This is a genomic window from Sphingobium sp. TomTYG74 (assembly GCF_055393875.1).
The window spans coordinates 811,917-836,348 of the sequence record NZ_AP027341.1 but is presented as its reverse complement, the minus strand read 5'-3'; the positions used below and the strand labels follow the sequence as shown (position 1 = coordinate 836,348).

General features: G+C 61.4%; 22 protein-coding genes and 1 tRNA gene. 7 read left to right on the top strand and 16 right to left on the bottom strand.

The window, feature by feature from the left end; all coding sequences use genetic code 11:
* Window positions 1–212: 212 nt before the first annotated feature.
* Complete coding sequence (gene ahcY, locus ACZ5TB_RS04295) at window positions 213–1,622, bottom strand: adenosylhomocysteinase (protein WP_464779525.1); 1,410 nt, start codon at window positions 1,620–1,622, stop codon at window positions 213–215.
* Window positions 1,623–1,901: 279 nt separating this feature from the next.
* Entirely contained in the window at window positions 1,902–2,462 is a 561-nt protein-coding gene (locus tag ACZ5TB_RS04290) for a YqgE/AlgH family protein (RefSeq protein WP_464792137.1), read from the bottom strand.
* Between the two features lie 137 nt (window positions 2,463–2,599).
* Here ACZ5TB_RS04290 and ACZ5TB_RS04285 point away from each other — a divergent pair, with 137 nt between their 5' ends.
* Together ACZ5TB_RS04285 and ACZ5TB_RS04280 are read left to right on the top strand one after the other, a co-directional pair.
* Window positions 2,600–3,082, top strand: a complete 483-nt coding sequence (locus tag ACZ5TB_RS04285; RefSeq protein WP_464792136.1) for a redoxin family protein — start codon at window positions 2,600–2,602, stop codon at window positions 3,080–3,082.
* Window positions 3,083–3,161: 79 nt separating this feature from the next.
* Entirely contained in the window at window positions 3,162–4,616 is a 1,455-nt protein-coding gene (locus tag ACZ5TB_RS04280; RefSeq protein WP_464792135.1) for an AMP nucleosidase, read from the top strand.
* 12 nt (window positions 4,617–4,628) lie between these two features.
* On the opposite strand, the gene ACZ5TB_RS04275 is transcribed toward ACZ5TB_RS04280, so the two are convergent.
* From ACZ5TB_RS04275 to ACZ5TB_RS04255, 5 genes are all read right to left on the bottom strand, one after another.
* Window positions 4,629–5,390: an alpha/beta fold hydrolase gene (locus tag ACZ5TB_RS04275; protein WP_464792134.1), complete on the bottom strand. Its 762-nt coding sequence runs from the start codon at window positions 5,388–5,390 to the stop codon at window positions 4,629–4,631.
* The gene (locus ACZ5TB_RS04270; RefSeq protein ID WP_464792133.1) at window positions 5,387–6,082 is read right to left on the bottom strand and encodes a DUF2238 domain-containing protein; all 696 of its coding nucleotides are present in this window, start codon (window positions 6,080–6,082) and stop codon (window positions 5,387–5,389) included. The genes ACZ5TB_RS04275 and ACZ5TB_RS04270 overlap by 4 nt, the downstream gene beginning before the upstream one ends.
* An 8-nt stretch (window positions 6,083–6,090) precedes the next feature.
* Window positions 6,091–7,116 (bottom strand): aspartate-semialdehyde dehydrogenase, encoded by a 1,026-nt coding sequence (locus tag ACZ5TB_RS04265; protein ID WP_464792132.1) that lies wholly within the window; start codon window positions 7,114–7,116, stop codon window positions 6,091–6,093.
* 97 nt (window positions 7,117–7,213) lie between these two features.
* Window positions 7,214–9,448, bottom strand: a complete 2,235-nt coding sequence (locus ACZ5TB_RS04260; RefSeq protein WP_464792131.1) for a S9 family peptidase — start codon at window positions 9,446–9,448, stop codon at window positions 7,214–7,216.
* A 115-nt stretch (window positions 9,449–9,563) separates the two neighbouring features.
* Window positions 9,564–9,638, bottom strand: a tRNA-Val gene (locus ACZ5TB_RS04255).
* A gap of 137 nt (window positions 9,639–9,775) precedes the next feature.
* Here ACZ5TB_RS04255 and ACZ5TB_RS04250 point away from each other — a divergent pair.
* Window positions 9,776–9,901: an entericidin A/B family lipoprotein gene (locus ACZ5TB_RS04250; RefSeq protein ID WP_097091531.1), complete on the top strand. Its 126-nt coding sequence runs from the start codon at window positions 9,776–9,778 to the stop codon at window positions 9,899–9,901.
* A gap of 28 nt (window positions 9,902–9,929) precedes the next feature.
* Here the strand turns inward: ACZ5TB_RS04250 and ACZ5TB_RS04245 are convergent, their stop codons facing one another.
* Window positions 9,930–10,118 (bottom strand): hypothetical protein, encoded by a 189-nt coding sequence (locus ACZ5TB_RS04245; RefSeq protein ID WP_449472385.1) that lies wholly within the window; start codon window positions 10,116–10,118, stop codon window positions 9,930–9,932.
* A gap of 199 nt (window positions 10,119–10,317) precedes the next feature.
* On the opposite strand from ACZ5TB_RS04245, the gene hslV reads away from it, so the two are divergent.
* Complete coding sequence (gene hslV, locus ACZ5TB_RS04240; protein ID WP_464789144.1) at window positions 10,318–10,860, top strand: ATP-dependent protease subunit HslV; 543 nt, start codon at window positions 10,318–10,320, stop codon at window positions 10,858–10,860.
* Between the two features lie 133 nt (window positions 10,861–10,993).
* Entirely contained in the window at window positions 10,994–12,295 is a 1,302-nt protein-coding gene (gene hslU, locus ACZ5TB_RS04235) for an ATP-dependent protease ATPase subunit HslU (protein ID WP_464779517.1), read from the top strand.
* Between the two features lie 136 nt (window positions 12,296–12,431).
* On the opposite strand, the gene proS is transcribed toward hslU, so the two are convergent.
* A complete protein-coding gene (gene proS, locus ACZ5TB_RS04230) occupies window positions 12,432–13,958 on the bottom strand; it encodes a proline--tRNA ligase (protein WP_464779516.1) in 1,527 nt (508 codons plus the stop codon).
* Window positions 13,959–14,039: 81 nt separating this feature from the next.
* Window positions 14,040–14,630 (bottom strand): polyhydroxyalkanoate synthesis repressor PhaR, encoded by a 591-nt coding sequence (gene phaR, locus ACZ5TB_RS04225; RefSeq protein ID WP_464792130.1) that lies wholly within the window; start codon window positions 14,628–14,630, stop codon window positions 14,040–14,042.
* Between phaR and ACZ5TB_RS04220 the strand changes: the two genes are divergently transcribed.
* Together ACZ5TB_RS04220 and ACZ5TB_RS04215 are read left to right on the top strand one after the other, a co-directional pair.
* A complete protein-coding gene (locus ACZ5TB_RS04220) occupies window positions 14,629–15,717 on the top strand; it encodes an alpha/beta fold hydrolase (RefSeq protein ID WP_464792129.1) in 1,089 nt (362 codons plus the stop codon). The genes phaR and ACZ5TB_RS04220 overlap by 2 nt on opposite strands.
* 45 nt (window positions 15,718–15,762) lie before the next feature.
* Window positions 15,763–16,935: an acetyl-CoA C-acetyltransferase gene (locus ACZ5TB_RS04215; RefSeq protein WP_464792128.1), complete on the top strand. Its 1,173-nt coding sequence runs from the start codon at window positions 15,763–15,765 to the stop codon at window positions 16,933–16,935.
* A 45-nt stretch (window positions 16,936–16,980) separates the two neighbouring features.
* On the opposite strand, the gene alr is transcribed toward ACZ5TB_RS04215, so the two are convergent.
* From alr to mce, 6 genes are all read right to left on the bottom strand, one after another.
* Window positions 16,981–18,027 (bottom strand): alanine racemase, encoded by a 1,047-nt coding sequence (alr, locus tag ACZ5TB_RS04210; RefSeq protein WP_464792127.1) that lies wholly within the window; start codon window positions 18,025–18,027, stop codon window positions 16,981–16,983.
* Window positions 18,028–18,281: 254 nt separating this feature from the next.
* Window positions 18,282–20,267, bottom strand: coding sequence for an acetyl-CoA carboxylase biotin carboxylase subunit (locus tag ACZ5TB_RS04205; protein WP_464792126.1), 1,986 nt, complete (start codon window positions 20,265–20,267; stop codon window positions 18,282–18,284).
* A 47-nt stretch (window positions 20,268–20,314) separates the two neighbouring features.
* The gene (locus tag ACZ5TB_RS04200; protein ID WP_464792125.1) at window positions 20,315–20,638 is read right to left on the bottom strand and encodes a hypothetical protein; all 324 of its coding nucleotides are present in this window, start codon (window positions 20,636–20,638) and stop codon (window positions 20,315–20,317) included.
* 35 nt (window positions 20,639–20,673) lie between these two features.
* Window positions 20,674–21,675 carry a biotin synthase BioB gene (bioB, locus tag ACZ5TB_RS04195; protein ID WP_464792124.1) on the bottom strand — a complete coding sequence of 334 codons (1,002 nt, stop codon included), beginning with the start codon at window positions 21,673–21,675 and terminating at the stop codon, window positions 20,674–20,676.
* Entirely contained in the window at window positions 21,672–23,825 is a 2,154-nt protein-coding gene (gene scpA / locus ACZ5TB_RS04190) for a methylmalonyl-CoA mutase (protein ID WP_464792123.1), read from the bottom strand. The genes bioB and scpA overlap by 4 nt, the downstream gene beginning before the upstream one ends.
* 164 nt (window positions 23,826–23,989) lie before the next feature.
* The gene (gene mce, locus ACZ5TB_RS04185; RefSeq protein ID WP_097091519.1) at window positions 23,990–24,427 is read right to left on the bottom strand and encodes a methylmalonyl-CoA epimerase; all 438 of its coding nucleotides are present in this window, start codon (window positions 24,425–24,427) and stop codon (window positions 23,990–23,992) included.
* Window positions 24,428–24,432: the final 5 nt, after the last annotated feature.

Below are 24,432 nucleotides of genomic sequence, written 5' to 3'. Positions count from 1 at the left end.
AGGGGACTAACCCAAGTCGGGAGCAGCGTGAAGCGGGGAGTTGGAAGAAATGCGCAGCTCCTTAAAGACGGACACGCCCCCATCTTCGTCATGCCAGCGAACACTGGCATCTCAGCCGGACGCCGTTGGCAATAGATCCCAGCTTTCGTTGGGATGACGGGAGGCTAAGCATAAAAAAGGGGGAGACTTTCGCCTCCCCCTTTCCGGTTTGCTTAGTAGCGGTAATGGTCCGGCTTGAACGGACCTTCCGGCTTCACGCCGATATAGGCGGCCTGCTTGGGGGTCAGCTTGGACAGCTTCACGCCGAGCTTTTCGAGGTGAAGCGCCGCCACCTTTTCATCCAGATGCTTGGGCAGCACATAGACGTCGTTCTTATACTGGTCCGACTTGGTCCACAGTTCGATCTGCGCCAGCACCTGATTGGTGAAGCTGGACGACATGACGAAGCTCGGGTGGCCGGTCGCGCAGCCCAGATTGACCAGGCGGCCCTTGGCAAGGACGATGATCTTCTTGCCGTCGGGGAATTCGACTTCGTCGACCTGCGGCTTGATTTCGGTCCACTTCATGTTGCTGAGGCCCGCAATCTCGATCTCGCTGTCGAAATGGCCGATGTTGGACACGATCGCCATATTCTTCATCGCGCGCATGTGATCGACCGTGATGACGGCTTCGTTGCCGGTCGCGGTGACGAAGATGTCGGCGCGGGTGGCGGCTTCTTCCATCGTCACGACTTCATAGCCTTCCATCGCGGCCTGAAGCGCGCAGATCGGATCGACTTCCGTCACGAGCACGCGGGCGCCGCCGTTGCGGAGCGAGGCTGCCGAACCCTTGCCAACGTCGCCGAAACCAGCAACGCAAGCGACCTTGCCCGCCAGCATGACGTCAGTGGCGCGGCGGATCGCGTCGACCAGCGACTCCTTGCAGCCGTAGAGGTTGTCGAACTTCGACTTGGTGACGCTGTCGTTCACGTTGATCGCCGGGAAAGGAAGCTTGCCCTTCTTCGCCAGCTCATAAAGGCGGTGGACGCCGGTGGTGGTCTCTTCCGACACGCCCTTGATCGCGGCAACGGTCTTTGTGAGGTAGCCCGGACGATCGGCCAGGAAGCGCTTCAGCGTGGCGACGAAGATTTCCTCTTCCTCGTTACCCGGCGTGAACAGCTCTTCGCCAGCTTCAACGCGGGCGCCCCACAGCGCGAACATGGTGGCGTCGCCGCCATCGTCCAGGATCATGTTGCAGGGCGTGTCACCCCAGTCGAAGATGCGGATGACATAATCCCAATATTCCTCCAGCGTCTCGCCCTTGACGGCGAAGACGGGGATGCCGCGCGCGGCAATGGCAGCAGCGGCATGGTCCTGGGTTGAGAAGATGTTGCACGAAGCCCAGCGGATTTCCGCGCCCAGTTCCGCCAGCGTTTCGATCAGAACGGCGGTCTGGATCGTCATGTGGAGCGATCCGGTGATGCGCGCGCCCTTAAGCGGCTTAGCGGCGCCAAATTCCTGACGCAGCGCCATGAGGCCCGGCATTTCGGTTTCGGCGATCTCGATTTCCTTGCGGCCGAACGCGGCAAGGTTGATGTCGGCGATCACATAGTCCTGCGCCTGGGTGGCGGGTGCTGTGGCCACGAGCGTGTCTCCATCGGTTTAGAATGTGCCGGAGCCGCTCGCATGGCGAAACGGCGGCGATGGTCTGCGCTTTACCAATCGCCGCCGGTGATGGCAACTCGATATAAAGTTTTCTTTATGTCACTCTTCTCCGGGTCGGGAGGCGACCGCGACCCTCGTTTCGCCCAAATCAGCCGATGGCTCCGCTTCCCGACCCCGATCGCCATGACAACGTCGCAGCGAGCGTCCGAAAAATGCGGATTGATGCCCGCAGCGTCCTTCGCAAGTTATGCGACGCAATCAGGCGGAGCCAGCGCCGCTCACAAGATGAGACGCATCGACTCCGGCAGCGGCATAGGCCGCTGCCCATTTTTTTTCCGCCGGAACGTCGAACAATATGTCCGCGCGGCATTTCGCCGGGAACCAGCTTTCGCCAGTCATCTCCTGATCGAGTTGCCCTGCCCCCCAACCGGCATAGCCGAGGGCGACGATATAGCGACTAGGGCCAGTGCCTTCCGCGATCGCCTTCAATATCTCCAGCGAGCCCGAAAGCCCCCAGTCCTCGCCGACCTCCACCATGTCATGCCCTTTCCAATCGAGGGAATGCAGCACGAAGCCCCGGCGCGGTTCGACCGGCCCGCCGCGAAGCACGGGTATGTCGGGGACATTGGCGGGGTTGATGTCAAAGCTTTCGAGCAGCTCATGCAGCCCCACGCCCTCAATCTCATCGCTGACCGCGATGCCGAGAGCGCCATTTTCATCATGGACGCAAATGGCGATCACGGAATGATCGAAGCGCATGTCTTCCATGCCCGGCAAAGCGAGCAGGAAGTGACCGGCATAGGAGCGAAGCTGATCCATAAGATGAATATACGCTGCCCAGCGGCTTTGCCAATGGCAGGCTGTCGTTCACCGGGGGCGATGCGGCACGTTCGCGCACCTTGACACAGGACCGCCAAGCGCCGACCTCCCGCCTCATCAACGGTAGGAGACAGAATATGACCATCGCAAAAGGGGATCGCATCCCCACCACCACCTTTGCCAAGATGACGGAAAATGGGCCGGAGCAGGTCTCCTCCGACGAATTTTTCAAGGGCCGCACGGTGGCGCTCTTCTCCGTTCCCGGCGCCTTTACCCCGACCTGCTCGGCCAAGCACCTCCCCGGCTTTGTCGAGAAGGCCGACGCGCTGAAGGAAAAGGGCGTTGACGAGATTGCCTGCACCGCCGTCAATGACGCATTTGTCATGGGCGCCTGGGGCAAATCAGCCGGGGCAGACGATAAGGTCACCATGCTGGCGGATGGCAATGGCGACTTCGTCAAGGCTGCGGGCCTGACGATGGACGGCAGCAAGTTTGGCATGGGCACACGCGGCCAGCGCTTTTCCATGATCGTAAAGGATGGTGTGGTGACCGAACTGAATGTCGAGGCACCGGGCGAGTTCGAGCTTTCGTCGGCGGATCATCTGCTGGGGCAGCTCTGACGCGATGGCCGCGCGACGATAACCCCGTCGCGCGGCTACCGGCCTTCCTTCCGTCACATATCTGCGGTAGCAAGGTTCGATGACAAAAAGCATCGGCAGCGCGGCGGTCGCGCAACTGGACCGGATCTACCAGACCTCTATCGGAAATCTGCGCGAGGCCATGCAGGCCTATGCCCGGGATGGCAGCGTACCGCCGCCAGAGGCAAAGTCCGATCGCCGCTTCTGTTATCCCGAACTGCGCATCGTCCATCATGCCGAAACCGATGCCCCGCCGCCGGGGCGATCCTTCGCCCGTTTGTCCAAGCCCGGCCTATATACCACCACGGTTACCCGGCCGGAGATGTTCGGCGATTATCTGGCCGAACAGATCGATTTGCTCGTCCGGGATTATGGAGTGGAGGTCGAAACAGCGGTCAGCGATCAGCAGATACCCTTTCCCTATGTGCTGGATGGGCTGGACATCAGCGCTCTTGACGGCACCCCTCCCACCGAACTGGCGCGTCATTTCCCCGCCACCGAGTTAGCGGAGATCGGGGACGAGATCGCCGATGGCCTGTTCATGCCCGATGCGGAAGGGCAAAGGCCGCTCGCGCTGTTCGACGGGCTGCGCACCGATTTCTCGCTGGCCCGACTGAAACATTATACGGGGACGCCAGCCGAGCATATTCAGCGATACATCCTCTTCACCAACTATCATCGCTATGTCGATGAGTTCGTGGCCTGGGCCTGCGCGGAACTGCAAAGAGACGGCTCACCCTACACCGCCTTGTCCGGCGCAGGCGGCGTCTATGTGACGCGGGAGACGGCCGATCCAGCGCGCATGATCGCCGACAGTGCATGGCGCAAGCATCAGATGCCCGCCTATCACCTGATCGCGCCCAATCGCAGCGGGATCACGCTGGTCAATATCGGCGTTGGTCCTGCCAATGCGAAGACCATCTGCGATCATCTGGCGGTGCTGCGGCCGGAAGCCTGGCTGATGATCGGCCATTGCGGCGGCCTGCGACCCAGCCAGCGGATCGGCGACTATGTGCTGGCCCATGCCTATTTGCGCGACGACAAAGTGCTGGATGATATGCTGCCACCCGAAATACCGGTGCCAGCCATTGCAGAGGTTCAGGTCGCGCTGGCCAAGTCCGCCGAGGCGGTGTTGGGTGGCAGCGGTGATGAGGATTTCAAGCGGAGGCTGCGCACCGGCACGGTGGTGACGACAGACGATCGCAATTGGGAGCTACGCTATTCCAGCTCAGCGCTGCGGTTCAGCCTGTCGCGCGCGGTCGGGATCGACATGGAGTCCGCTACGATCGCGGCACAGGGCTATCGTTTCCGCGTTCCCTACGGAACATTGCTCTGCGTGTCGGACAAGCCGATCCACGGCGAACTGAAGCTGCCGGGGCAGGCGAACCGCTTTTATGAGGAAGCAATCGCCGGGCATTTGCGGATCGGCCTGATGACGTGCGAACTGCTGCGGCAGGAAGGCCCCAAGCTGCACAGTCGCAAGCTGCGGGCCTTCAACGAGCCGCCATTTCGGTGATCGATTGGCGGGTTAGTTGGTCAGGAACTCTACCATGGCCTCGCCCAATTCCTTCTTCGTGACTGCGGCCATGTGATTGCCGGGTATCTCGACATAGCGGCCATTGGGCAGCGTATCGACCAGTTCCTGCGCAATCCCATTATCCTGATCATCGACGCCGCAGATGACTTCGGTTGGCTGCGTAAAGGTCGCAATCGTCTCGGCTGATGTATCCACGAAGGTGTTCAGGATATGCAGGAGCGCGACCGGATCGCCCTTCGTTGTTTTCAGGAAGGCTTCCGTCATCCATTCCGACGTGCCGCGCTCGAACGTGCCGAGGTTGGTGAGGACGTTGCGATAATAGCCGCCCTTGTCGAGCGTATTGACGAGGCCGCGCAGTCCCATGCCGGCAAGGATCACCCGGCGCGGGTTCGCGCCGCGCGCCAGCATCCGTACCGTCGTCCGCGCACCCAGCGAATAGCCGCCCAGGTCATAATCGGTCAGGCCAAGCTGGTCGATGACCGCCAAATTGTCCTCCGTCAGGGCATCGGGCGGATAGGCGGCGGGATCATGCGGTTTGCTGCTTTCGCCATGCCCGCGCAGGTCCGGCATGATCAGCCGGAAGCCAGCCTCCACAAGCCGCGCGGCATGGCCGTAACGGATCCAATTGGTCCAGGCGTTAGAGAAATAGCCATGGATGAGGACGAGGTCGCGCCCCTCCCCAACGATATGAACCGCAATGGGAAGACCGCCGAGCCCCTCAACTTCCATCTTCTGTAGTTCAAGGTCGGTCATGATAACTCCCTCACTGTGTCGGCGCTGCTCGATATGGCCTTGGCGCCGCCTTGTCGATGGCGGCGTAGGCCAAGGATCAGCAGGGCGATTAGTGCACCGACCTGAGCGGCGGCCATGTCCTTCTGCGGGTCCCAGACATCGCCTTGCTGGCCATTATACCAGTCGGCGGTTTCTCCTTCCGCCATTAGTGTCAGCAGCCATTCGAAGGATTCATAAAAGGCGCTGATGAAGCCGATTGTGACGAAGCCGAAGGCCAGGCTCCAACCCAATGACATGCCGCCTCGCCGCTGCGCGATCTGTGCCAGCGGGTGCGTCAGAAGCAGGCCAAACGCGAAATGGACGAGCCGGTCATAACCATTGCGCCGCCACCCGAAGGTGCTGGAAAAATCATGGCCTGTCATCGAGCGCGCCCAATCGTCATAGGGCACATAGGAATAGATGTAGCGTCCGCCCAATGTATGCAGGAGCAGAAACAAGGTGATGCAAGCCACTGCGCCATTGCTTAGAGGCCAGCGCCGCAGAAGCCATGGCGCAGCCAAGGCGAGGGCTAGCGTCGGCCCATGCTGTAACGGCGCGAGTTCGGGAAATGGCTGATTGATCTGCGCGGCGGCGATGGCGCCGATCAGCAGCAGGATCATCCGGCGCTGCGCTATCGGAAGGCTTTTCCAAACAGCGGCAGCGCCGGATATCATAGAGGGCCTCAGCCCTTCTTCAGGTGACGACGGCCCAGCAGTTCAGCGATCTGCACGGCATTAAGCGCAGCGCCCTTGCGGAGGTTGTCGCTGACGCACCAGAGGTTCAGGCCATTTTCGATGGTCGAATCCTCGCGGACGCGGCTGACAAAGGTCGCATAGTCGCCAACGCACTCGACGGGGGTGACGTATCCGCCATCCTCGCGCTTGTCGACGAGCATCACGCCCGGCGCTTCACGCAGGATGTCCTGGGCTTCCTTGGCCGAAATCTCGTTCTCGAACTCGATGTTCAGCGCCTCGGAGTGGCCGACGAACACGGGCACGCGCACGCAGGTCGCCGTGACCTTCACCTTGGGATCGAGGATCTTCTTGGTTTCCGCGACCATCTTCCATTCTTCCTTGGTCGAACCATCGTCCAGGAAGCTGTCGATGTGCGGGATCACGTTGAAGGCGATTTGCTTGGTGAACTTCTTGGGCTCGGCCGGATCACCGACGAAGATGTTGCGCGACTGTTCGAACAGCTCGTCCATGCCTTCCTTGCCCGCGCCGGACACCGACTGGTAGGTCGCAACGACGACACGCTTGATCTTCGCGGCGTCATGCAGCGGCTTCAAGGCCACGACCATCTGCGCGGTCGAGCAGTTCGGGTTCGCGATGATGTTCTTCTTCTTGTAGCCATCGATCGCGTCCGGGTTCACTTCGGGCACGATCAGCGGGACATCGGGGTCCATGCGATAAAGCGACGAATTGTCGATCACCACGCAGCCAGCCGCAGCCGCCTTGGGCGCATATTCAGCCGTCGGGCCGGAGCCAGCGGCGAACAGGGCGATGTCCCAGCCCGTGAAGTCGAAATGTTCGATATTTTTGACTTTGAGCGTCTTGCCAGTGTCACCGAAATCGATTTCGGTGCCCTGCGACCGGGGCGATGCGACCGCCGCGATCTCGTCAATCGGGAACTCGCGCTCGGCGAGAATGGTCAGCATTTCGCGGCCCACATTGCCCGTGGCACCAACGACGACGACCTTGTAACCCATGACTAAAGACTCCACTCCATGCAAAATTGCGGAGTGGGCGCCATAACGTTGTCCCGGCAATTGTCCAGCATGAAGCAGCTTTGCGCGCCGATAGCCTTTATTTACCCGGCTGCGGCTCGTCGGGCGCGGTTCCGTTGCGGCGGAGGAAATCCTCGATCGTGCGCCACAGGTGGATGCTGATGCCGGGGCCGCCCACGCGGTGTGTCTGGCCGGGATAGACCATCATCTCGAACGGCACGGCAGCAGCCTGCATCCGGGCCATCAGGGCGGTAGCGTTGTCGAACACGACATTGTCATCGGACATGCCATGGATCAGCAGCATCGGGTCCGTGATGCTGGCAGCGTCATCGACGGCTCCGGCCGAGGGATAGGCGCTCGGCCGATCCTGTGGCTTGCCCAGATAACGCTCGGTATAATGTGTGTCGTAAAGCTCCCAGCGTGTAACGGGAGCGCCCGCGATCGCAGCCGAGAACAGGCCTGGCGCCTTTTCCAGCAGCTTGACCGACATATAGCCGCCATAGGACCAACCATAGGTCGCGATCCGCTGCGGATCGACATAGGGCTGGGATTTCAGCCACTCGACGCCCTTCAACTGGTCATCGACCTCGACCGTTCCCATCGCCCGGTAGAGTTGGTCCTCGAACGCCTTGCCGCGATCCGGGGTGCCGCGATTATCGATGGCAAAGACGATCCAGCCGCGATCCACCAGATATTGATAGATGGGCGATCCCCATTGGTTAGTGACGACCCTCCCCGCCCCCGGCCCTCCATAATGCAGCATGAAGACGGGGTATTGCTTGCCCGGCTCCAGCGGCGGGGTCATGATCCGTGTATAGAGCGTTGATCCGTCCGCCGCCTTGATAGTGCCGAAGCGCGTATTTGCATGGCTGGCGAGGTAGGGGGCATAGGGGTGATCCCCGGTCATGGCATTTTCTGACAGCCACCGAAGCCGCTTGCCGCTGCCATCGGCCAGATAGACCTGCTTGGGCTGGTCCGTGTTGCTGCGAGAGATCACCAGATACGTTGCGCCGCTGTCCATCACCGCATCGTTCCACCAGCCATTGCTGGTCAATTGCCGCAACGGCCCCTTTCCAGACAGGGCGGCAGCGTAAAGCTGCTGCTCCAAAGGCGTTTCGCGATTGCCGGTGAAATAGACGGTGCCCTGCCGTTCATCTACCGCCACCACGTCCCGCACTTCCCATGTGCCACTGGTCAGCGCGACCCACTTGCCGCCGCGAACATGGTAGAGATGGCCGTGCCCCGTCTTCTCCGACCACCACAGGAAGCTGCCGTCATCCAACGGCTTGAAGTTATTGCTGAGGTTGATCCAGCTTTTCGCCCTTTCGGTCAGGACGATCCTGGACTTGCCCGTCGCGGGATCGACCGCCAGCAGATCGAGCCGCTTCTGGTCACGGGTCTGGCGCTGGACGTAAAGGGTCCGACCGTCCTTGGACCAATCGACCCGCGCCAGATAGATGTCGCTGTCATCGCCAAGGTCGACCTTCACTTGGCCACTGCCATCCGGCCGCATGACATAAAGGTCGACCAGCGCGTTGGGTGTCCCCGCCGCGGGATAGCGTTGCTGATAGACTTTCGTGCCTTCGCCGCCGATTGCGGTGCGGGTGACGATACCGACCGGTCCTTCATCCACGCGAGCAACCGCGATCAACTGGTCGTCAGGCGACCACCAATAGCCGGTCCGCCTGTCCATTTCCTCCTGCGCCACGAACTCGGCCACGCCCCAGCTGACCGTGTCACTCGCCCCCTGCGTCACTTGCAACTCCCGCCCGCCGATCGGCTGCACGAAGAGGTTGCCGTCGCGTACGAAGGATACAAAGCCGCCCTTGGGACTGACCACGCCATTCAATTCACTGGTAGGACTGTTGGTCAGGCGCGACACCTCGCCATCGAGCGATGCAAGGTAAAGATCGCCATCCACCGGGACGAGGATGCTCCTGCCATTGGGAGCCCAGTCATAGCTGACGATCCCGGTGCTGCCCGCGACCGACCGATCCCGCTCGCGCTGCATCTTTTCCGCTTCGGAAAGTTCGGCGCCGCTGCCGGTCTTCCTTGAATCCACCAGCATGCGCTCAGCCCCAGTCGCGCTGTCGATGGCCCAAAGGTCCAGCCGTTCCTTCTCGTCCGGGCGGGGCTTGAGCAACGTGACAAGCTTGCCATCTGGCGAGAGTTTCAGAGCTCGCGGCTGAGGCCCCGACAGGTCGGGATTGGCGAAGATGCGCTCCAGCGTCAGTTGCTGTTGTGCGGCAACCGGGATTGCAGCACTTGCCAGCAGTGCCACAGCGGCTGCGCTGCCCTTCAACAATGAGGACATTTTTATCCTTTCGCCTCGGCCAAGACAGCCGGATGTATCGCCGCGAGTTAACGCGGAGCGGACGAAAAGATCAATGTAGGGACATAATCTTTCTCACCATGACCTAAGGAGATCATGGTGGGCGCGACAGGGATTGAACCTGTGACCCCACCCGTGTGAAGGGTGTGCTCTACCGCTGAGCTACGCGCCCCCTGAAAGGAGGATGCGGCCATTGGCATCGGCCACGGCTCCTGTCAAGACGAGCTTAGACGGGGAGTTGCAAATTGCACTCATTGCCTTTTAAGCATGAAAGTTTAGTGGCAGGAACGATACAGGGAGTGACTATCGATGCGTCAGACCATTGCCCTCATGATCACTGGGCTTCTTCTCACCAGCTTGGCGGCCTGCAACACCGTCAAGGGCGTTGGCCGGGACATTGAATCGGTCGGTCGGGCCGGTGAGAGGGCGATGTAAGGACAGATCGGCCCTACCTTCACACCGATTATTGGAGGACGCGGTTAGTCATGGCCGCGCTTCTTTCCAGTTTCACGCCATCGCAATCCGGCTGGCCGCAGTTGCATGCCGCGATGGTGTAGCGGACGCCGCACATCACAAGGACGTCATGGTCGAAGGTATAGTTGGAAATCCCTGCCCGCTCGACCTTCTCTCGCGCTCTGGCTTTCAGAGACATGTGAAATTTCCTCCCACTCACCGTCCGGACATGATCTTTGCTGCTCTGCACAAAGTCAATTGACCGAGATCGGTTCCTGAATGGATTGTCATAAATCTGTCCAGAAAATGACACGATCCAACGCCCTCCGCTACTATGCTTGCGCGGTAGCCCATTCGCACCCATATGCCGCGCCATGAACGACCAACGCTCCTCCGCCATGCCCGTCTGGCACGGCACCACCATCATGTCCGTACGAAAAAATGGGAAGGTGATCGTGGCCGGTGACGGCCAGGTTTCCATGGGTCAAACGGTGATGAAGCCTAACGCCCGCAAGGTTCGTCGGCTGCATGACGGTTCCGTCATCGGCGGTTTTGCGGGGGCCACGGCCGACGCCTTCACCCTGTTCGAACGCCTTGAAGCGAAGCTGGAACGGCACAATGGGCAGTTGATGCGCGCTGCGGTGGAGTTGGCGAAGGACTGGCGCACGGACAAATATCTCCGCAATCTGGAAGCGATGATGATCGTCGCCGACAAGGAAGTGACGCTGATCCTGACGGGTAATGGCGATGTGCTGGAGCCGGTTGGCGGCGTGGCGGCTATCGGATCAGGCGGCAATTTCGCGCTCGCAGCGGCCCGCGCGCTGGTGGAGTATGAGGAAGATGCAGAGACGCTTGCGCGTAAGGCTATGGCCGTGGCGGCGGATATCTGCGTCTATACCAACGATCAGCTTGTGATCGAAGAATTGGCGAGCGTGACTTGATGTAAAGCCCCTCCCGCAGGCGGGAGGGGTTGGGGTGGGCATTTTCCCTATCCCTAAAAGTTGAAGTCGATTGCTTTCGCAATCGCCCCCCACCCCCGGCCCCTCCCGCTTGCGGGAGGGGAGTGAGAAGAAGATGAACGACAATCTGACCCCAAAAGCCATTGTTTCCGCTCTCGATGCGCACATCATCGGTCAGGCCGATGCCAAACGCGCCGTTGCCGTGGCGCTGCGCAACCGCTGGCGTCGGCAGCGCCTCTCGCCCGACCTGCGCGATGAGGTGACGCCGAAGAATATCCTGATGATCGGCCCCACCGGCTGCGGCAAGACCGAGATCAGCCGCCGCCTTGCCAAGCTCGCCGATGCCCCGTTCGTCAAGGTTGAAGCCACAAAGTTCACCGAAGTCGGCTATGTTGGCCGCGATGTGGAACAGATCGTGCGCGATCTGGTAGAGGAAGCGGTACGTCTGGAAAAGGATCGCCGCCGCGAAGCCGTACGCGAAGCCGCGTCGGAGGCGGCGATGAGCCGTCTGCTCGATGCCCTCACCGGCAAGGAAGCGAGCGAGGCGACCCGCCTCTCCTTCCGTCAGCGGATTGAAAACGACCAGATGAATGATGTCGAGGTTGAGGTGGAAGTCGCCGACAGCCCCTCCATGCCGATGGAAATCCCCGGCATGGGCGGCCAGATCGGCATGATCAACCTGTCCGACATGATGTCAAAGGCATTCGGCCAGACCCAGAAGAAGCGTCGCAAGCTGCGCGTGGCCGAGGCTTGGGACAAGCTGGTCGAGGAAGAGCAGGACAAGCGGCTGGATCAGGACGATGTTGCCCGCGTCGCCATCGCAAGCGCTGAACAGAATGGCATCGTCTTCCTCGATGAGATCGACAAGATCGCCGTCAGCGACGTGCGCGGTGGCTCGGTCAGTCGCGAAGGCGTGCAACGCGACCTGTTGCCGTTGATCGAGGGCACGACGGTCTCGACAAAATATGGGCCGCTAAAGACGGACCACATCCTGTTCATCGCATCGGGCGCTTTCCACGTCGCGAAGCCCAGCGACCTCCTGCCGGAGCTTCAGGGCCGCCTGCCGATCCGCGTCGAACTAAAGGCGCTGACGGAGGATGATTTCGTCTCAATCCTGTCAGACACCAAGGCGAGCCTTGTTGCGCAATATCGCGCACTGCTGGCGACGGAAGGCGTCACGATCGACCTCACGCCCGACGGTATTCGCGCGGTCGCGAAGATCGCCGCCGAGGTGAACGGCGAGATCGAGAATATCGGCGCCCGCCGCCTCCAGACGGTCATGGAAAAGCTGCTGGAAGATGTGAGCTTTGATGCGGAGGATCGTCAGGGCGAGACTCTGGTGGTCGATGCGGCCTATGTCGAGAAGCAGCTGAGCGAAGTGGCGCGCAACACTGACCTCAGCAAATATGTGCTGTAACTAACATAAAGCCCCTCCCTTTTAAGGGAGGGGTTGGGGTGGGTGCGAGAGTAGCGAGCCTCCTTCGGAGGCCCCACCCCTTGATCCTTCAAACGAGTCACGCGCCTCGTTTGAACGCCTGCGGGAGGGAGATTGATTAGTAAGAACGCCCTACCAAGACTCGCTCCACCGCCTTCTCGCCGGTGAAGATGCACGCACCATCAGCAGCGTCCGCATCCAGCGGCACGTTGCGCAGCGTCAGCTTCTCGCCCTTCAGCCACTCGATCACCTTATCGAGCGCCGGACCCGTGGGCTTGGCCCATTGCACCAGCGCCCAGCCCTGCTTCTTGCTCGCAGCGAAATGGGCTTTGAGCGCATCCAGCGACGCAATCGACTTGTCGATATTCCCATGCAGCCGCGACTGGGCGTCGGCGAAGAGCGCCTGCTGAATCTCCTCCAGCATGCCGGTCGCCGCGCTCAGGAAATCGCCCTTTGCGACGATCTGGCTGTCGAGCTTCCCGTCCTCCCGATACAGCCGGTCACGGCGCAGAACCGATACGTTCCCGCCCGCAACATCGCGGCCGCCCACTTCGATGACGATCGGCGCGCCCTTCTTCACCCAGCCCCAGCGCTTGTTGGCGGCCTTGGCGGGTCGCTTGTCCAGAAGCGCGCGGACGGGCTCGCGGAATACGTCCTGCTTGTTCAACTCGGCGACCAGATCGGCGCAATACTCCAGGATCGCGGCATCCTCGTCATTGTCGCGCAGCATCGGGACGACCACGACCTGATAGGGTGCCAGACGCGGCGGCACGCGCAGGCCGTCATCGTCGCCATGCACCATGATGAGGCCGCCGATCATGCGGGTCGACATACCCCAACTGGTCGTCTGCGCCAGCTCCTGTTGCCCTTCCGCATTCTGGAACTTGATGTTCTGCGCCCGCGAAAAAGTCGTGCCGAGGAAATGCGACGTGCCCGCCTGAAGCGCCTTGCCGTCCTGCATCATCGCTTCGATGGAATAGGTCGCGACAGCGCCGGGAAAGCGCTCATTTTCCGGCTTCTCGCCAGCGACCACCGGGAGCGCAACGCATTCCTCCGCGAAGCTGCGATAGACCTCCAGCATCTTCATCGTCTCTTCCATCGCCTCATCGACGGTGGCGTGCGCCGTATGCCCTTCCTGCCAGAGGAACTCGGCGGTGCGCAAGAACATGCGCGTGCGCATTTCCCAGCGAACGACATTGGCCCATTGGTTGATCAGCACCGGCAGGTCGCGCCAGCTCTGCACCCAGCGTGAGAAGGCCGCGCCGATAACCGTCTCCGAAGTCGGACGAACCACCAGCGGTTCCTCCAGCTTTGCCTCCGGATCAGGCACCAGCTTGCCGTCTTTCTGGATCAGGCGGTGATGCGTGACGACCGCCATTTCCTTGGCAAAGCCGTCAACATGCTCCGCTTCCTTTTCGAAATAGGAAAGCGGGATGAAGAGGGGGAAATAGCAGTTTTCGTGGCCGGTTGCCTTGATCCGTTCATCCAGCAACTTCTGGATGCGTTCCCAGATGCCATAGCCCCATGGCCGGATGACCATGCTGCCGCGAACGCCGCTTTCCTCGGCCATATCGGCTTCGCTGACGACGGCCTGATACCAGGCGGCGAAATCCTGTTCGCGGGTAACGGAAAGGGCGTGCTTCACGGGTCCGGCCTTGTTCTTCGACTTAAAGGATGGCGCGCCATAGGCGAAGCGCGCCGTCCCGTCGACCCCGAACGCGCGGGTTCAGCCCAGCTTGTCGATCTTCGCATTGAGGGCGGAAAGCTGCGCCTTCAAATTCGCGATCTCGTCATCCTTGCTACTTTCGGAAGCGGGCTGCGCAGGAGTAGGCGCGCCCGGCATTCCCGGCATGGTGGGCATTCCGGGCACGTTGCCAAAGGCATTCGCAGCGGCTTCGATCATCTGCATGTTGCGCTTCGCGATCTCCGCCAGCGGACCGCCGCCAAAGGCGCCCTTCATCGCTTCCTGGAACTGCATCTGGTTCTTGCGGAACGCGTCCATGGACGCTTCCAGATATTGCGGCACCATGGACTGCATGGAATCGCCATACATGGCGATCAGCTGGCGCAGGAAGTTGACGGGCAGCATGTTCTTGCCCCGCTGCTCTTCCTCCATGATGATCTGCGTGAGGACATTATGCGTAATGTCCTCCCCGGTCTTGGCATCCACGACCACGAACTCGCGCCCCTCACGAGTCATTTGCGACAGCAGATCAAGGGTGATGTAACTGGACGTTTCCGTGTTATAGAGACGCCTGTTCGCATATTTCTTGATAACGACCGGCTCTGATTCATTGGCGGTCTTGGTTTTGGCCATGGATTCCTCTCCCACACCTGCACTTTCCGCATTAGCACAAGGCGTTGCCGCACCGCAACATGGCCCTCGCCCATTGCCCCTCTTTCTCGACATTTTATGGCGGGAAACGGAGCATGACCCTGATCTGCGACGGGCAGCTTTCCAAGGTCTGCGCAAATATCAGCACGCCACCCGGCCGCCTCCGCCACCGGCGCCCGCCGTCTTTGCTGCAGCCGGAAGCGCCAGATTGCTGCGATACGGCACGGAAAATAGCCGTGCGCCGGTGGTCTTCATCCCTTCGCTGATCAATCCGCCGCAGGTTCTGGACCTGTCGGAAGGGCGATCCATGCTGCGCCACATGGCCGCAGCAGGACATGACGCCTATTTGGTCGATTGGGGCAGCCCCCGTGCCGAGGACGCGCAACTCGACCTTGAGCATCATGTGACGAAGCGCTTGCTTCCTCTGCTGGAATCGCTCCCCCACCCGCCCATCCTCGTCGGCTATTGCCTGGGGGGCAGCCTTGCTCTGGGGGTTGCGGCGGTTGCCGAGGCGAAGGCCGTCGCCACCATCGCGGCGCCGTGGCAATTTGATGGCTTTCCCGATGCCGACCGCAACCTTATCGCATCGCTCTGGCGTGGCGCGAAGGCCACCAGCGAGCAGCTCGGCTATGTGCCGATGGAAGTGCTGCAATCGGGCTTCTGGGCGATGGACCCGGCCCGCACCATCCGGAAATATGCGGCATTCGCCGGAATGGAGCCAGGCTCTGAAGCGGAGCGCGCTTTCCTGGCCGTGGAGGATTGGGCGAATGGTGGATCGCCCCTGACCTTCGCGGCGGGCCAGGAGCTGTTCGAAAACTTCTACGGAAGCAATGTCACTGGCCACCGGCAATGGCGAGTCGATGGCAAAACGGTCGATCCTGAAAGCCTTCGCTGCCCGACATTCTCCGTCCGATCCGCCACCGACCGCATCGTCCCGGCCAGCGCCGCGCCGGAACTGGCCGATGGTTTTACACTGCAACTCGGCCATGTCGGGATGATCGTCGGAAGCAACGCCCCTCAACTCCTCTGGCACCCTTTGTCCCTATGGCTTTCAACCCATGGAGGTTGATGATATTGCAGCCCCGAGCCGAAACCCTTCATCGAGGACAGGATTTTGTCAGACATCGTCATAACCGCTGCAAAGCGTACCGCCGTCGGCAGTTTCATGGGCGCATTCGGGTCCACGCCTGCGCATGAGTTGGGACGCACCGCCATCATCGCGGCGCTCAATCAGGCCGGGATTGCGGCGGAGGAAGTCGACGAGGTCATACTGGGCCAAGTCCTGAGTGCGGCGCAGGGGCAGAACCCCGCGCGTCAGGCCGCCGTCAACGCCGGAATACCTGTGGAACGCACGGCCATCGGCATCAACCAGCTATGCGGTTCGGGTCTTCGCGCGGTCGCGCTCGCGGCGCAGGCGATCAAGGCGGGTGATGCCCGCATCATGATAGCGGGCGGGCAGGAAAGCATGTCGCTCGCTCCCCATGCGCAATATCTGCGTGGCGGCGCGAAGATGGGGCAGATCTCATTCATCGACACGATGACGCACGATGGCCTGACCGATGCGTTTAACAACTACCACATGGGCGTCACTGCCGAAAATCTGGCGGAGCGGTATCAGATCAGCCGCGAAGCGCAGGATGAGTTCGCCGTGGCAAGCCAGAACAAGGCGGAAGCCGCGCGGGCGTCCGGCCGGTTCAGGGACGAGATCGTCCCGGTGACCGTGAAGGGTCGCAAGGGTGATACCATCGTCGATGCCGACGAATATATTCGCGCTGGCGCTACACTGGAAGCAATGCAGAGCCTGCGCCCGGCGTTCAAGAAGGACGGCAGCGTAACCGCAGGCAATGCCAGTGGCATCAATGACGGCGCTGCCGCACTCGTCCTCATGACCGCAGCCGATGCCGCCCAGCGGGGCACTGCCATTCTTGGGCGCATCGCAGGCTTTGCTACCTGTGGGGTTGATCCTGCGATCATGGGCATCGGCCCCGCCCCCGCGTCGCGCAACGCGCTTGCCAAGGCGGGTTGGTCGGTGGCCGACCTTGACCTGATCGAAGCGAACGAGGCTTTCGCGGCCCAGGCGCTAGCGGTTGGTCAGGAACTGGGATGGGACCCGGAAAAGGTCAATGTGAACGGCGGAGCGATCGCCATCGGCCATCCGATTGGAGCGTCGGGCGCGCGCGTGCTGACCACGCTGCTTTATGAAATGCAGAAGCGTGATGCGAAGAAGGGCCTTGCAACCCTCTGCATCGGTGGTGGCATGGGCGTTGCCATGTGCATCGAAAGATAATTGGCAATTGGGCCGCCGGATCGAGTTCGGCGGCCTACCACATCCTTATTCCCAGAGCCGATCGTAACGGGGACCGAGGCCCGTCAGCAATTCATATTGCGACAGGCCGGATAGCGTAGCGGTCGCGGGCAAGTCGTAGGCGATGTCGAGCCAATCCCCTTCCGACACTGACGGCATCGCAGAGACATCCACCGCGACGAGGTCCATCGAAACCCGTCCCACGACCGGCAGTTGAACGTCGCCCGCGCTAACCATCCCTCGACCGGAGAAGCAGCGCAAATAGCCGTCCGCATAACCGATGTTCAACACAGCTATTTCCATGTCGCGCTCGGCGATATGCACCGCGTTATAGCCGATGCCATCGCCTGCGGGCACATGGCGCCTTTGCAGGACCTGCGCCTGTGGAAAGACGACCTGCGCGATGTTTCCGGCCGCTTCGGTTCTGGGAATGCCCCCATAAAGCGCCAGCCCCGGCCGCGTCAGGTCAAAGGCATAGGATTGGCCTAAGCAAATGCCCGCGCTGTTCGCCAAGCTGTGACGGCGCGCGGTAGCTTCACCCTGCAATGCCCCGAACCGATCAAGTTGCAGTTTGCTCAGCCCGCTATCCTCATCGGCCGAAGCCAGGTGACTGAGCAGCGTATCGACCGTCAACCCGTCCAGAGCGGCGGCGACGTCACTCCGCCAATCCAGCCCGAGCCGGTTCATTCCCGTGTCAACCATGACGTCGCAGGCGCCTCCGCCCGCCGCCTTCCACCGCGCGATCTGACCCGCCGTGCAGAGGACCGGCCGCGCGCGCGATGCGATCGCCGTCTGCATATCCTCGCGGCGCACGCCGTGGAACACGGACAGGTTAATCCCATCCTGTAGCATCGGCTCCAGCAAAGCCGCTTCAGCCCAGTTCGACACGAAAAAGTCCCGGCAACCGGCGACAAGCAGGCGGCGCATCACCTCGACCGCGCCGGTGCCGTATCCATTCGCCTTGATAGCAGCGCCACATGCAGCGCCGCCGCTATGCCGTTGCAACCAGCGCCAGTTATTCACAAGTGCGCCGCCATCGAGGCGAAGGCGCAGCGGAGCGGTAAATGCGGTCATCGCCGTTGCGATAGCGGCATCCTGTACAGGCGTCGAGGGTTTCGAAGGGCGCGGCTTCTTGCTCCGGGGTCAGCGGCACTGCCGACGTGACAGCCTCTGAGAGCTGAACCCTTCATGCGACCGCAGACAGCCCATCGGACCCTGAAAGACCGAACCTGACGCAGCCCCTATCGGCTTACGCAGCGCGGGGTTTTGGCATCAACAAGATTTGGGCGCGGAAAGGAGACAATCCCCACCGCACCCAACTCCAATTCCTATTCCAGTTCCAGGATGATCGCGTCCACCGGCAGGCTTTCGCCCTGCGCCGCCGACACGCTCTTGACCACGCCCGCCTTGGCAGCGCGCAGGATATTTTCCATCTTCATCGCCTCAATCACGGCGAGCGGCTGACCGGCCTCGACCTTGTCGCCTTCCTTGACGTGCAATGCAACGAGCAGGCCCGGCATCGGACAGATCAGGAAGCGCGACAGATCGGGCGGGATCTTTTCGATCATGTGCTTGGCATGGACCGCTGCATGGGCGGGCAAAATGCGCAGCTTGTGGCTTGCGCCATGAGCCGTCAGCACGAAGCCGGAGCGAACCGGCGCGATCTTCACCGCCAGCAGTTCCTCGCCAAACTCCGCCTCGATCAGGCGGTCACCCGGCGTATATTCCAGCGCCAGGTCGATCGCTTCGCCATCAACGGCGACGTCATCCCCGTTGATGACCACGTCGTGGACCGCCTCGCCGATCTTCACCTGCCAGTTGGTGGGAGCGCGCAACTTCTTGCCAAGCTGCCCATCGATGCGGCGGGCACGATCGGCCTGCGCCATCGCTGCAAACGCGCCAATCGCCGAAAGCTTCTTCAACAGCGTTTCGGAAGCAGGCGCACCGGTAAAGCCCTCCGGATATTCCTCCGCGATGAAGCCGGTGGTGATGTTACCCGAACGGAAACGCTCATGCTGCATCAGGGCCGAGACGAAATCGATATTGTGGCCCGGCCCTTCGATCTCGAACTGGTCGAGCGCCGCGATTTGCTTGTCGATCGCTTCCAGACGGGTCGGCGCCCAGGTGATGAGCTTGGCGATCATCGGGTCATAGAACATCGACACTTCGCCGCCTTCGACCACGCCGTCATCCACGCGCACGCCGTCGCCGGTCTCAGGCGGGTTGTAGCGGATCAGGCGCCCGGTGGAGGGCAGGAAGCCGCGATAGGGGTCTTCGGCATAGACGCGGTTCTCGATCGACCAGCCGTTGATCTTCACATCTTCCTGGCGGAAGGACAGTTCCTCGCCATTGGCGACGCGGATCATCTGCTCGACGAGGTCGAGGCCGGTGATTTCCTCCGTGACCGGATGCTCCACCTGAAGCCGCGTGTTCATTTCCAGGAAGTAGAAGCCATCGCCGGTCTTGTCCGCGCCCGACACGATCAATTCGACCGTGCCCGCGCTGAAATAGCCGACCGCGCGAGCGAGAGCGACGCACTGTTCGCCCATCTTCTTGCGCATTTCGGGGCTGACGAAGGGCGACGGCGCTTCCTCGACCACCTTCTGGTGGCGGCGCTGGATCGAACATTCGCGCTCATTGAGGTAAACGATGTTGCCGTGCTGATCGCCCAATATCTGGATTTCGATATGGCGCGGGCTTTCGATGAACTTCTCGATAAAAACGCGGTCGTCGCCGAAGCTGTTCAGGCCCTCACGCTTGGTGGCTTCAAAGCCCTCGCGGACGTCCTGTTCGGAGTAAGCAAGGCGCATGCCCTTGCCACCGCCGCCGGCCGACGCCTTCATCATCACCGGATAGCCGATCTCGTTTGAGATTTTCACGGCATGTTCGGTGTCCTCGATCACGCCGACATAGCCGGGGACGACATTGACGCCCGCTTCCATGGCAAGCTTCTTGGATTCGATCTTGTCGCCCATCGCCGCGATGGCATTGGCGGGCGGGCCTACGAAGATGATGCCCTCGGCGTCCAGCGCTTTGCGGAAGCTCTCACGCTCCGACAGGAAACCATAGCCGGGGTGAACGGCATCAGCGCCCGTATCCTTACAGGCCTGAATGATCTTCTCGGCAATCAGGTAGGACTGAGCGGCGGGCGACGGGCCAATATGCACCGCTTCGTCGGCCATCAGTACATGGGGTGCACGCGCGTCGGCATCGGAATAGACCGCAACGGTTTTGATGCCCATCTTCTTCGCCGTGCGCATGACGCGGCATGCGATTTCGCCACGGTTCGCTATCAGGATCTTGGTGATTGCCATTATCTGTCCTTGCCCCAGTACTGATCATTGCCCGCAGGCAGTTGGCGCTACCAACTCAATCGAGAGTCGGAATTCGCTGGAAAGCCTCGTTCAAAAGCTGAGGGAACAGAGCCTTCCGCTTTGTAGCTTCCGGCCTCACACCAGAACCCAGCCTTAGCAGGCTCTTTTTGCTCAGCTTTGGCCAACGCTTCCACGTTGGCGTTCAACAACCGTGATGCCATGAGGCAATTGCCACGATTGTAATCCCCTTCCTCCTTTGCATCGAAAGTCGCCCAATGAACTCTTTCGGAGAGCATCAGCGGGGAGTTCCGGTAAAGGGTATAGCTGTTGTCCGCTTTCCCTTCACAACCGCTCAAGATGAAGGCGGTCACGATTGGGAATAGTCCAGTGCACAGGACTGGCAACTTCACTCCGCCGCCTCCAGATGCCCGTGCGGCTGCGCCATCATTGGCGTCAGCCCGAGCTTCGAAAGCAGCGCGCTATCCTTGTCGTCCCCGGCATTGGCTGCGGTGAGCAGCTTGTCGCCGGTGAAGATGCTGTTCGCCCCAGCCATGAAGCAGAGCGCCTGACAGGCCTCGCTCATGCTCTCGCGGCCCGCCGAGAGGCGCACCATCGATTGCGGCATGACGATCCGCGCCACTGCAACAGTGCGCACGAACTCCACCTCATCGATCTTGGCGAGCGGCGTGTCCTTGAGCATATCGCCAAGCACGGTCCCGGCCACCGGCACCAGCGCGTTGATCGGCACGCTTTCAGGGTGCGGCATCGTGCCAAGCGCATGGAGGAAGCCAATGCGGTCAGAGCGCGTCTCGCCCATGCCGACGATCCCGCCGCAGCACACATTGATGCCGGCCGAACGTACATTTTCCAGCGTCTCTATCCGGTCCTCGAAGGTCCGGGTGGTGATGACGTTGGCGTAATTTTCCGGCGAAGTGTCGATATTGTGGTTGTAATAATCGAGACCGGCATCCGCGAGTTGCTTCGCCTGATCGGACGACAGCATCCCCAGCGTCATGCAGGTTTCCATCCCCATCTGGCGCACGCCCTTCACCATTTCGATGAGCTTGGGCATGTCCCGTTCCTTGGGATTGCGCCACGCCGCGCCCATGCAGAACCGGCCTGAACCATGGTCCTTCGCCTGAGCCGCCGACTGTAGCACGGCCTGCACGTCCATCAGCTTGGTGGCTTTGAGGCCGCTTTCCGCCTCGGTCGACTGGCTGCAATAGCCGCAATCCTCCGGGCAACCGCCCGTCTTGATCGACAGCAGCGTCGAAAGCTGCACTTCATTGCGCGGGAAATTCGCACGATGGATCGACTGCGCTTCGAACATCAGGTCGTTGAAAGGCAGATCGAACAGCGCGGCAATTTCGTCGCGGGTCCAGTCGGTGCGGGCAGCAGTCTCGGTCAAGCGGCTTCCTCCAGCCCCGCCGGGGGCATGTTGTGGCCGAGGAGGCGCAGCACATCGGCGGCGCATTCCACGACGTTGGAGCCCGGTCCATAAATGCCCTGAACGCCCGCGTCACGGAGATAGTCGTAATCCTGCGGGGGGATCACGCCGCCCGCGATAACCTTGATATCGTTACGGCCCTTTTCGCGCAGCTGGCGGATGAGTTCGGGGATCAACGTCTTGTGCCCTGCGGCCAGCGACGAAGCGCCTACCACGTCCACGCCACTGTCCAGCGCCAGAACCACAGTTTCCTCCGGCGTCTGGAACAGCGGGCCGGACACGATGTCGAAGCCCATGTCCCCAAATGCGGACGCGATCACGTTGGCGCCCCGGTCGTGGCCGTCCTGTCCCATCTTGGCGATGAGTAGTTTCGGTTTGCGACCGAGGCGCCGCTCGACGGCCTGCACGCCGTCAAGAACCTGCTTCCAGCGGCTGTCCTGCGCATAAGGCTTGCCATAGACGCCCTTCACCGGCGTCGGGACAGTGCCGTAGCGGTCAAAGCTGTCCTCCATGGCGGAGGAGATTTCGCCCAGCGTGGCGCGGGCGCGCGCTGCTTCAACGGCATGGGCGAGGAGGTTGTTTTCGATGGACTGCGGACCAGCGGCGGCCTGACGCAGCGATTCCAGTGCAGCCTGGCACTTGGCTTCGTCGCGCTCTGCCTTCACCCGGTTGATGCGGGCGATCTGCGCTTCGCGGACCTTGGTGTTATCGACTTCCAGTGTTTCCAGCAGGTCTTCGTTGGCGAGGCGATATTTGTTGACGCCGACAATGACGTCCTCGCCCCGATCTACCCTCGCCTGACGGGCGGCGGCGGCGGTTTCGATCATTGCCTTGGGCCAGCCAGCGCCGACAGCCTTCGCCATCCCGCCTTCGGCTTCCACGCGGTCGATGATCTCCTGCGCGGCATCGACCAACTGCTGGGTCAGCGCCTCGATATAATAGCTGCCGCCAAGCGGATCGACGACATTGCACATGCCGGTCTCTTCCTGGATGACGATCTGCGTGTTGCGAGCGATGCGGGCGGAGAAGTCGGTCGGCAGTGCGATCGCCTCGTCCAGCGCATTAGTGTGCAGCGACTGGGTCCCGCCCAGCATCGCCGCCATCGCCTCGATGGTGGTGCGCATAACGTTGTTATAGGGGTCCTGCTCGGTCAACGACACGCCCGACGTCTGGCAGTGCGTGCGCAGCATCTTGGAGCGCTCGTCCTGCGCTCCCAGCTTGGTCATGGCGCGATGCCACAGCACACGCGCCGCGCGCAGCTTGGCGATCTCCATGAAGAAGTTCATGCCAATGGCGAAGAAGAAGCTGAGGCGTCCGGCGAACTTGTCGATGTCGAGGCCCGAAGCCACCCCATATTTCACATATTCAATGCCGTCTGCGATGGTGAAGGCCAGTTCCTGCACCTGCGTCGCGCCGGCTTCCTGCATATGATAGCCGGAGATGGAGATGCTGTTGAACTTGGGCATCTCGCGGCTGGTATAGCCGAAAATGTCCGAGATGATCCGCATGCTCGGTTCAGGCGGGTAGATATAGGTGTTGCGGACCATGAACTCTTTCAGAATGTCGTTCTGAATGGTCCCGTCCAGCAGCTTGCGCTCGACCCCCTGCTCCTCACCCGCCACGATGAAAAAGGCGAGGATCGGGATCACCGCGCCGTTCATGGTCATGGAAACCGACATCTTGTCGAGCGGAATGCCGTCGAACAGGATCTTCATATCCTCGATCGTGTCGATCGCCACGCCCGCCTTGCCGACGTCGCCGACGACGCGCGGATGGTCGCTGTCATAGCCGCGATGGGTGGCGAGATCGAAGGCGACCGAAAGACCCTTTTGCCCTGCGGCCAGATTGCGGCGGTAAAAGGCGTTGGATTCCTCGGCGGTCGAGAAGCCCGCATATTGCCGGACGGTCCAGGGGCGCCCCGCATACATGGATGCGCGCACGCCACGGGTGAAGGGCGCGAAGCCGGGCAGACCGGGGTCGACGGTCACGTCTTCGGCAGTATAGAGCGGCTTGACGGTGATCCCTTCCGGGGTCTCCCAGTTCAAATCCTTGCCCTTCACTTCCTTGGCGGCGGCGGTCGCCCACTGATCCAGCGTCGGCTTGTCGGTCATCGTTTCCATTCCTTTCCTCGCCCCTTCAGGGGAGAGGATACGCAGGCTTGTCAGCTTGGCTGACTAGCCGAAGTTGGAGAGGGCCTCTGCCCACCCCGCTGCGACTAGGGCCTGCTGCGCAGACCCAAGTCTCGCTGCCCCTCCCGCCTGCGGGAGGGGTGAATTCAATGCGCCTCTTTCGGCGTCTCCATGATCTCCGTCAGAACCCCGTTCATATCCTTGGGGTGAACGAAGAAGATCAACGTCCCATGCGCGCCGATGCGCGGCTCGCCCAGAACCTTCTTTCCGAGCCCCTCGAACCAAGCCTTGGCCTCGTGAATGTCGGGCACCTCATAGCACATATGATGCTGCCCGCCCGCCGGGTTCTTGGCGATGAAGCCGTGGATCGGGCTGTTCTCACCCAAAGGTTCGATCAGTTCGATCTGCGTGCCTTCGGTGCCATTTTCGCCCGGCGTATCCACGAAGCATACCTTCACCCCCTGCGCGGGCAGGTCGAACGGTTCATGCGTCAGCGTCGCGCCCATGACGTCGCGATAATAAGCGAGTGACGCTTCCAGCGAAGGCGTCGCCACGCCGATATGGTTCAAGCGACCGAGTTTCATCACGT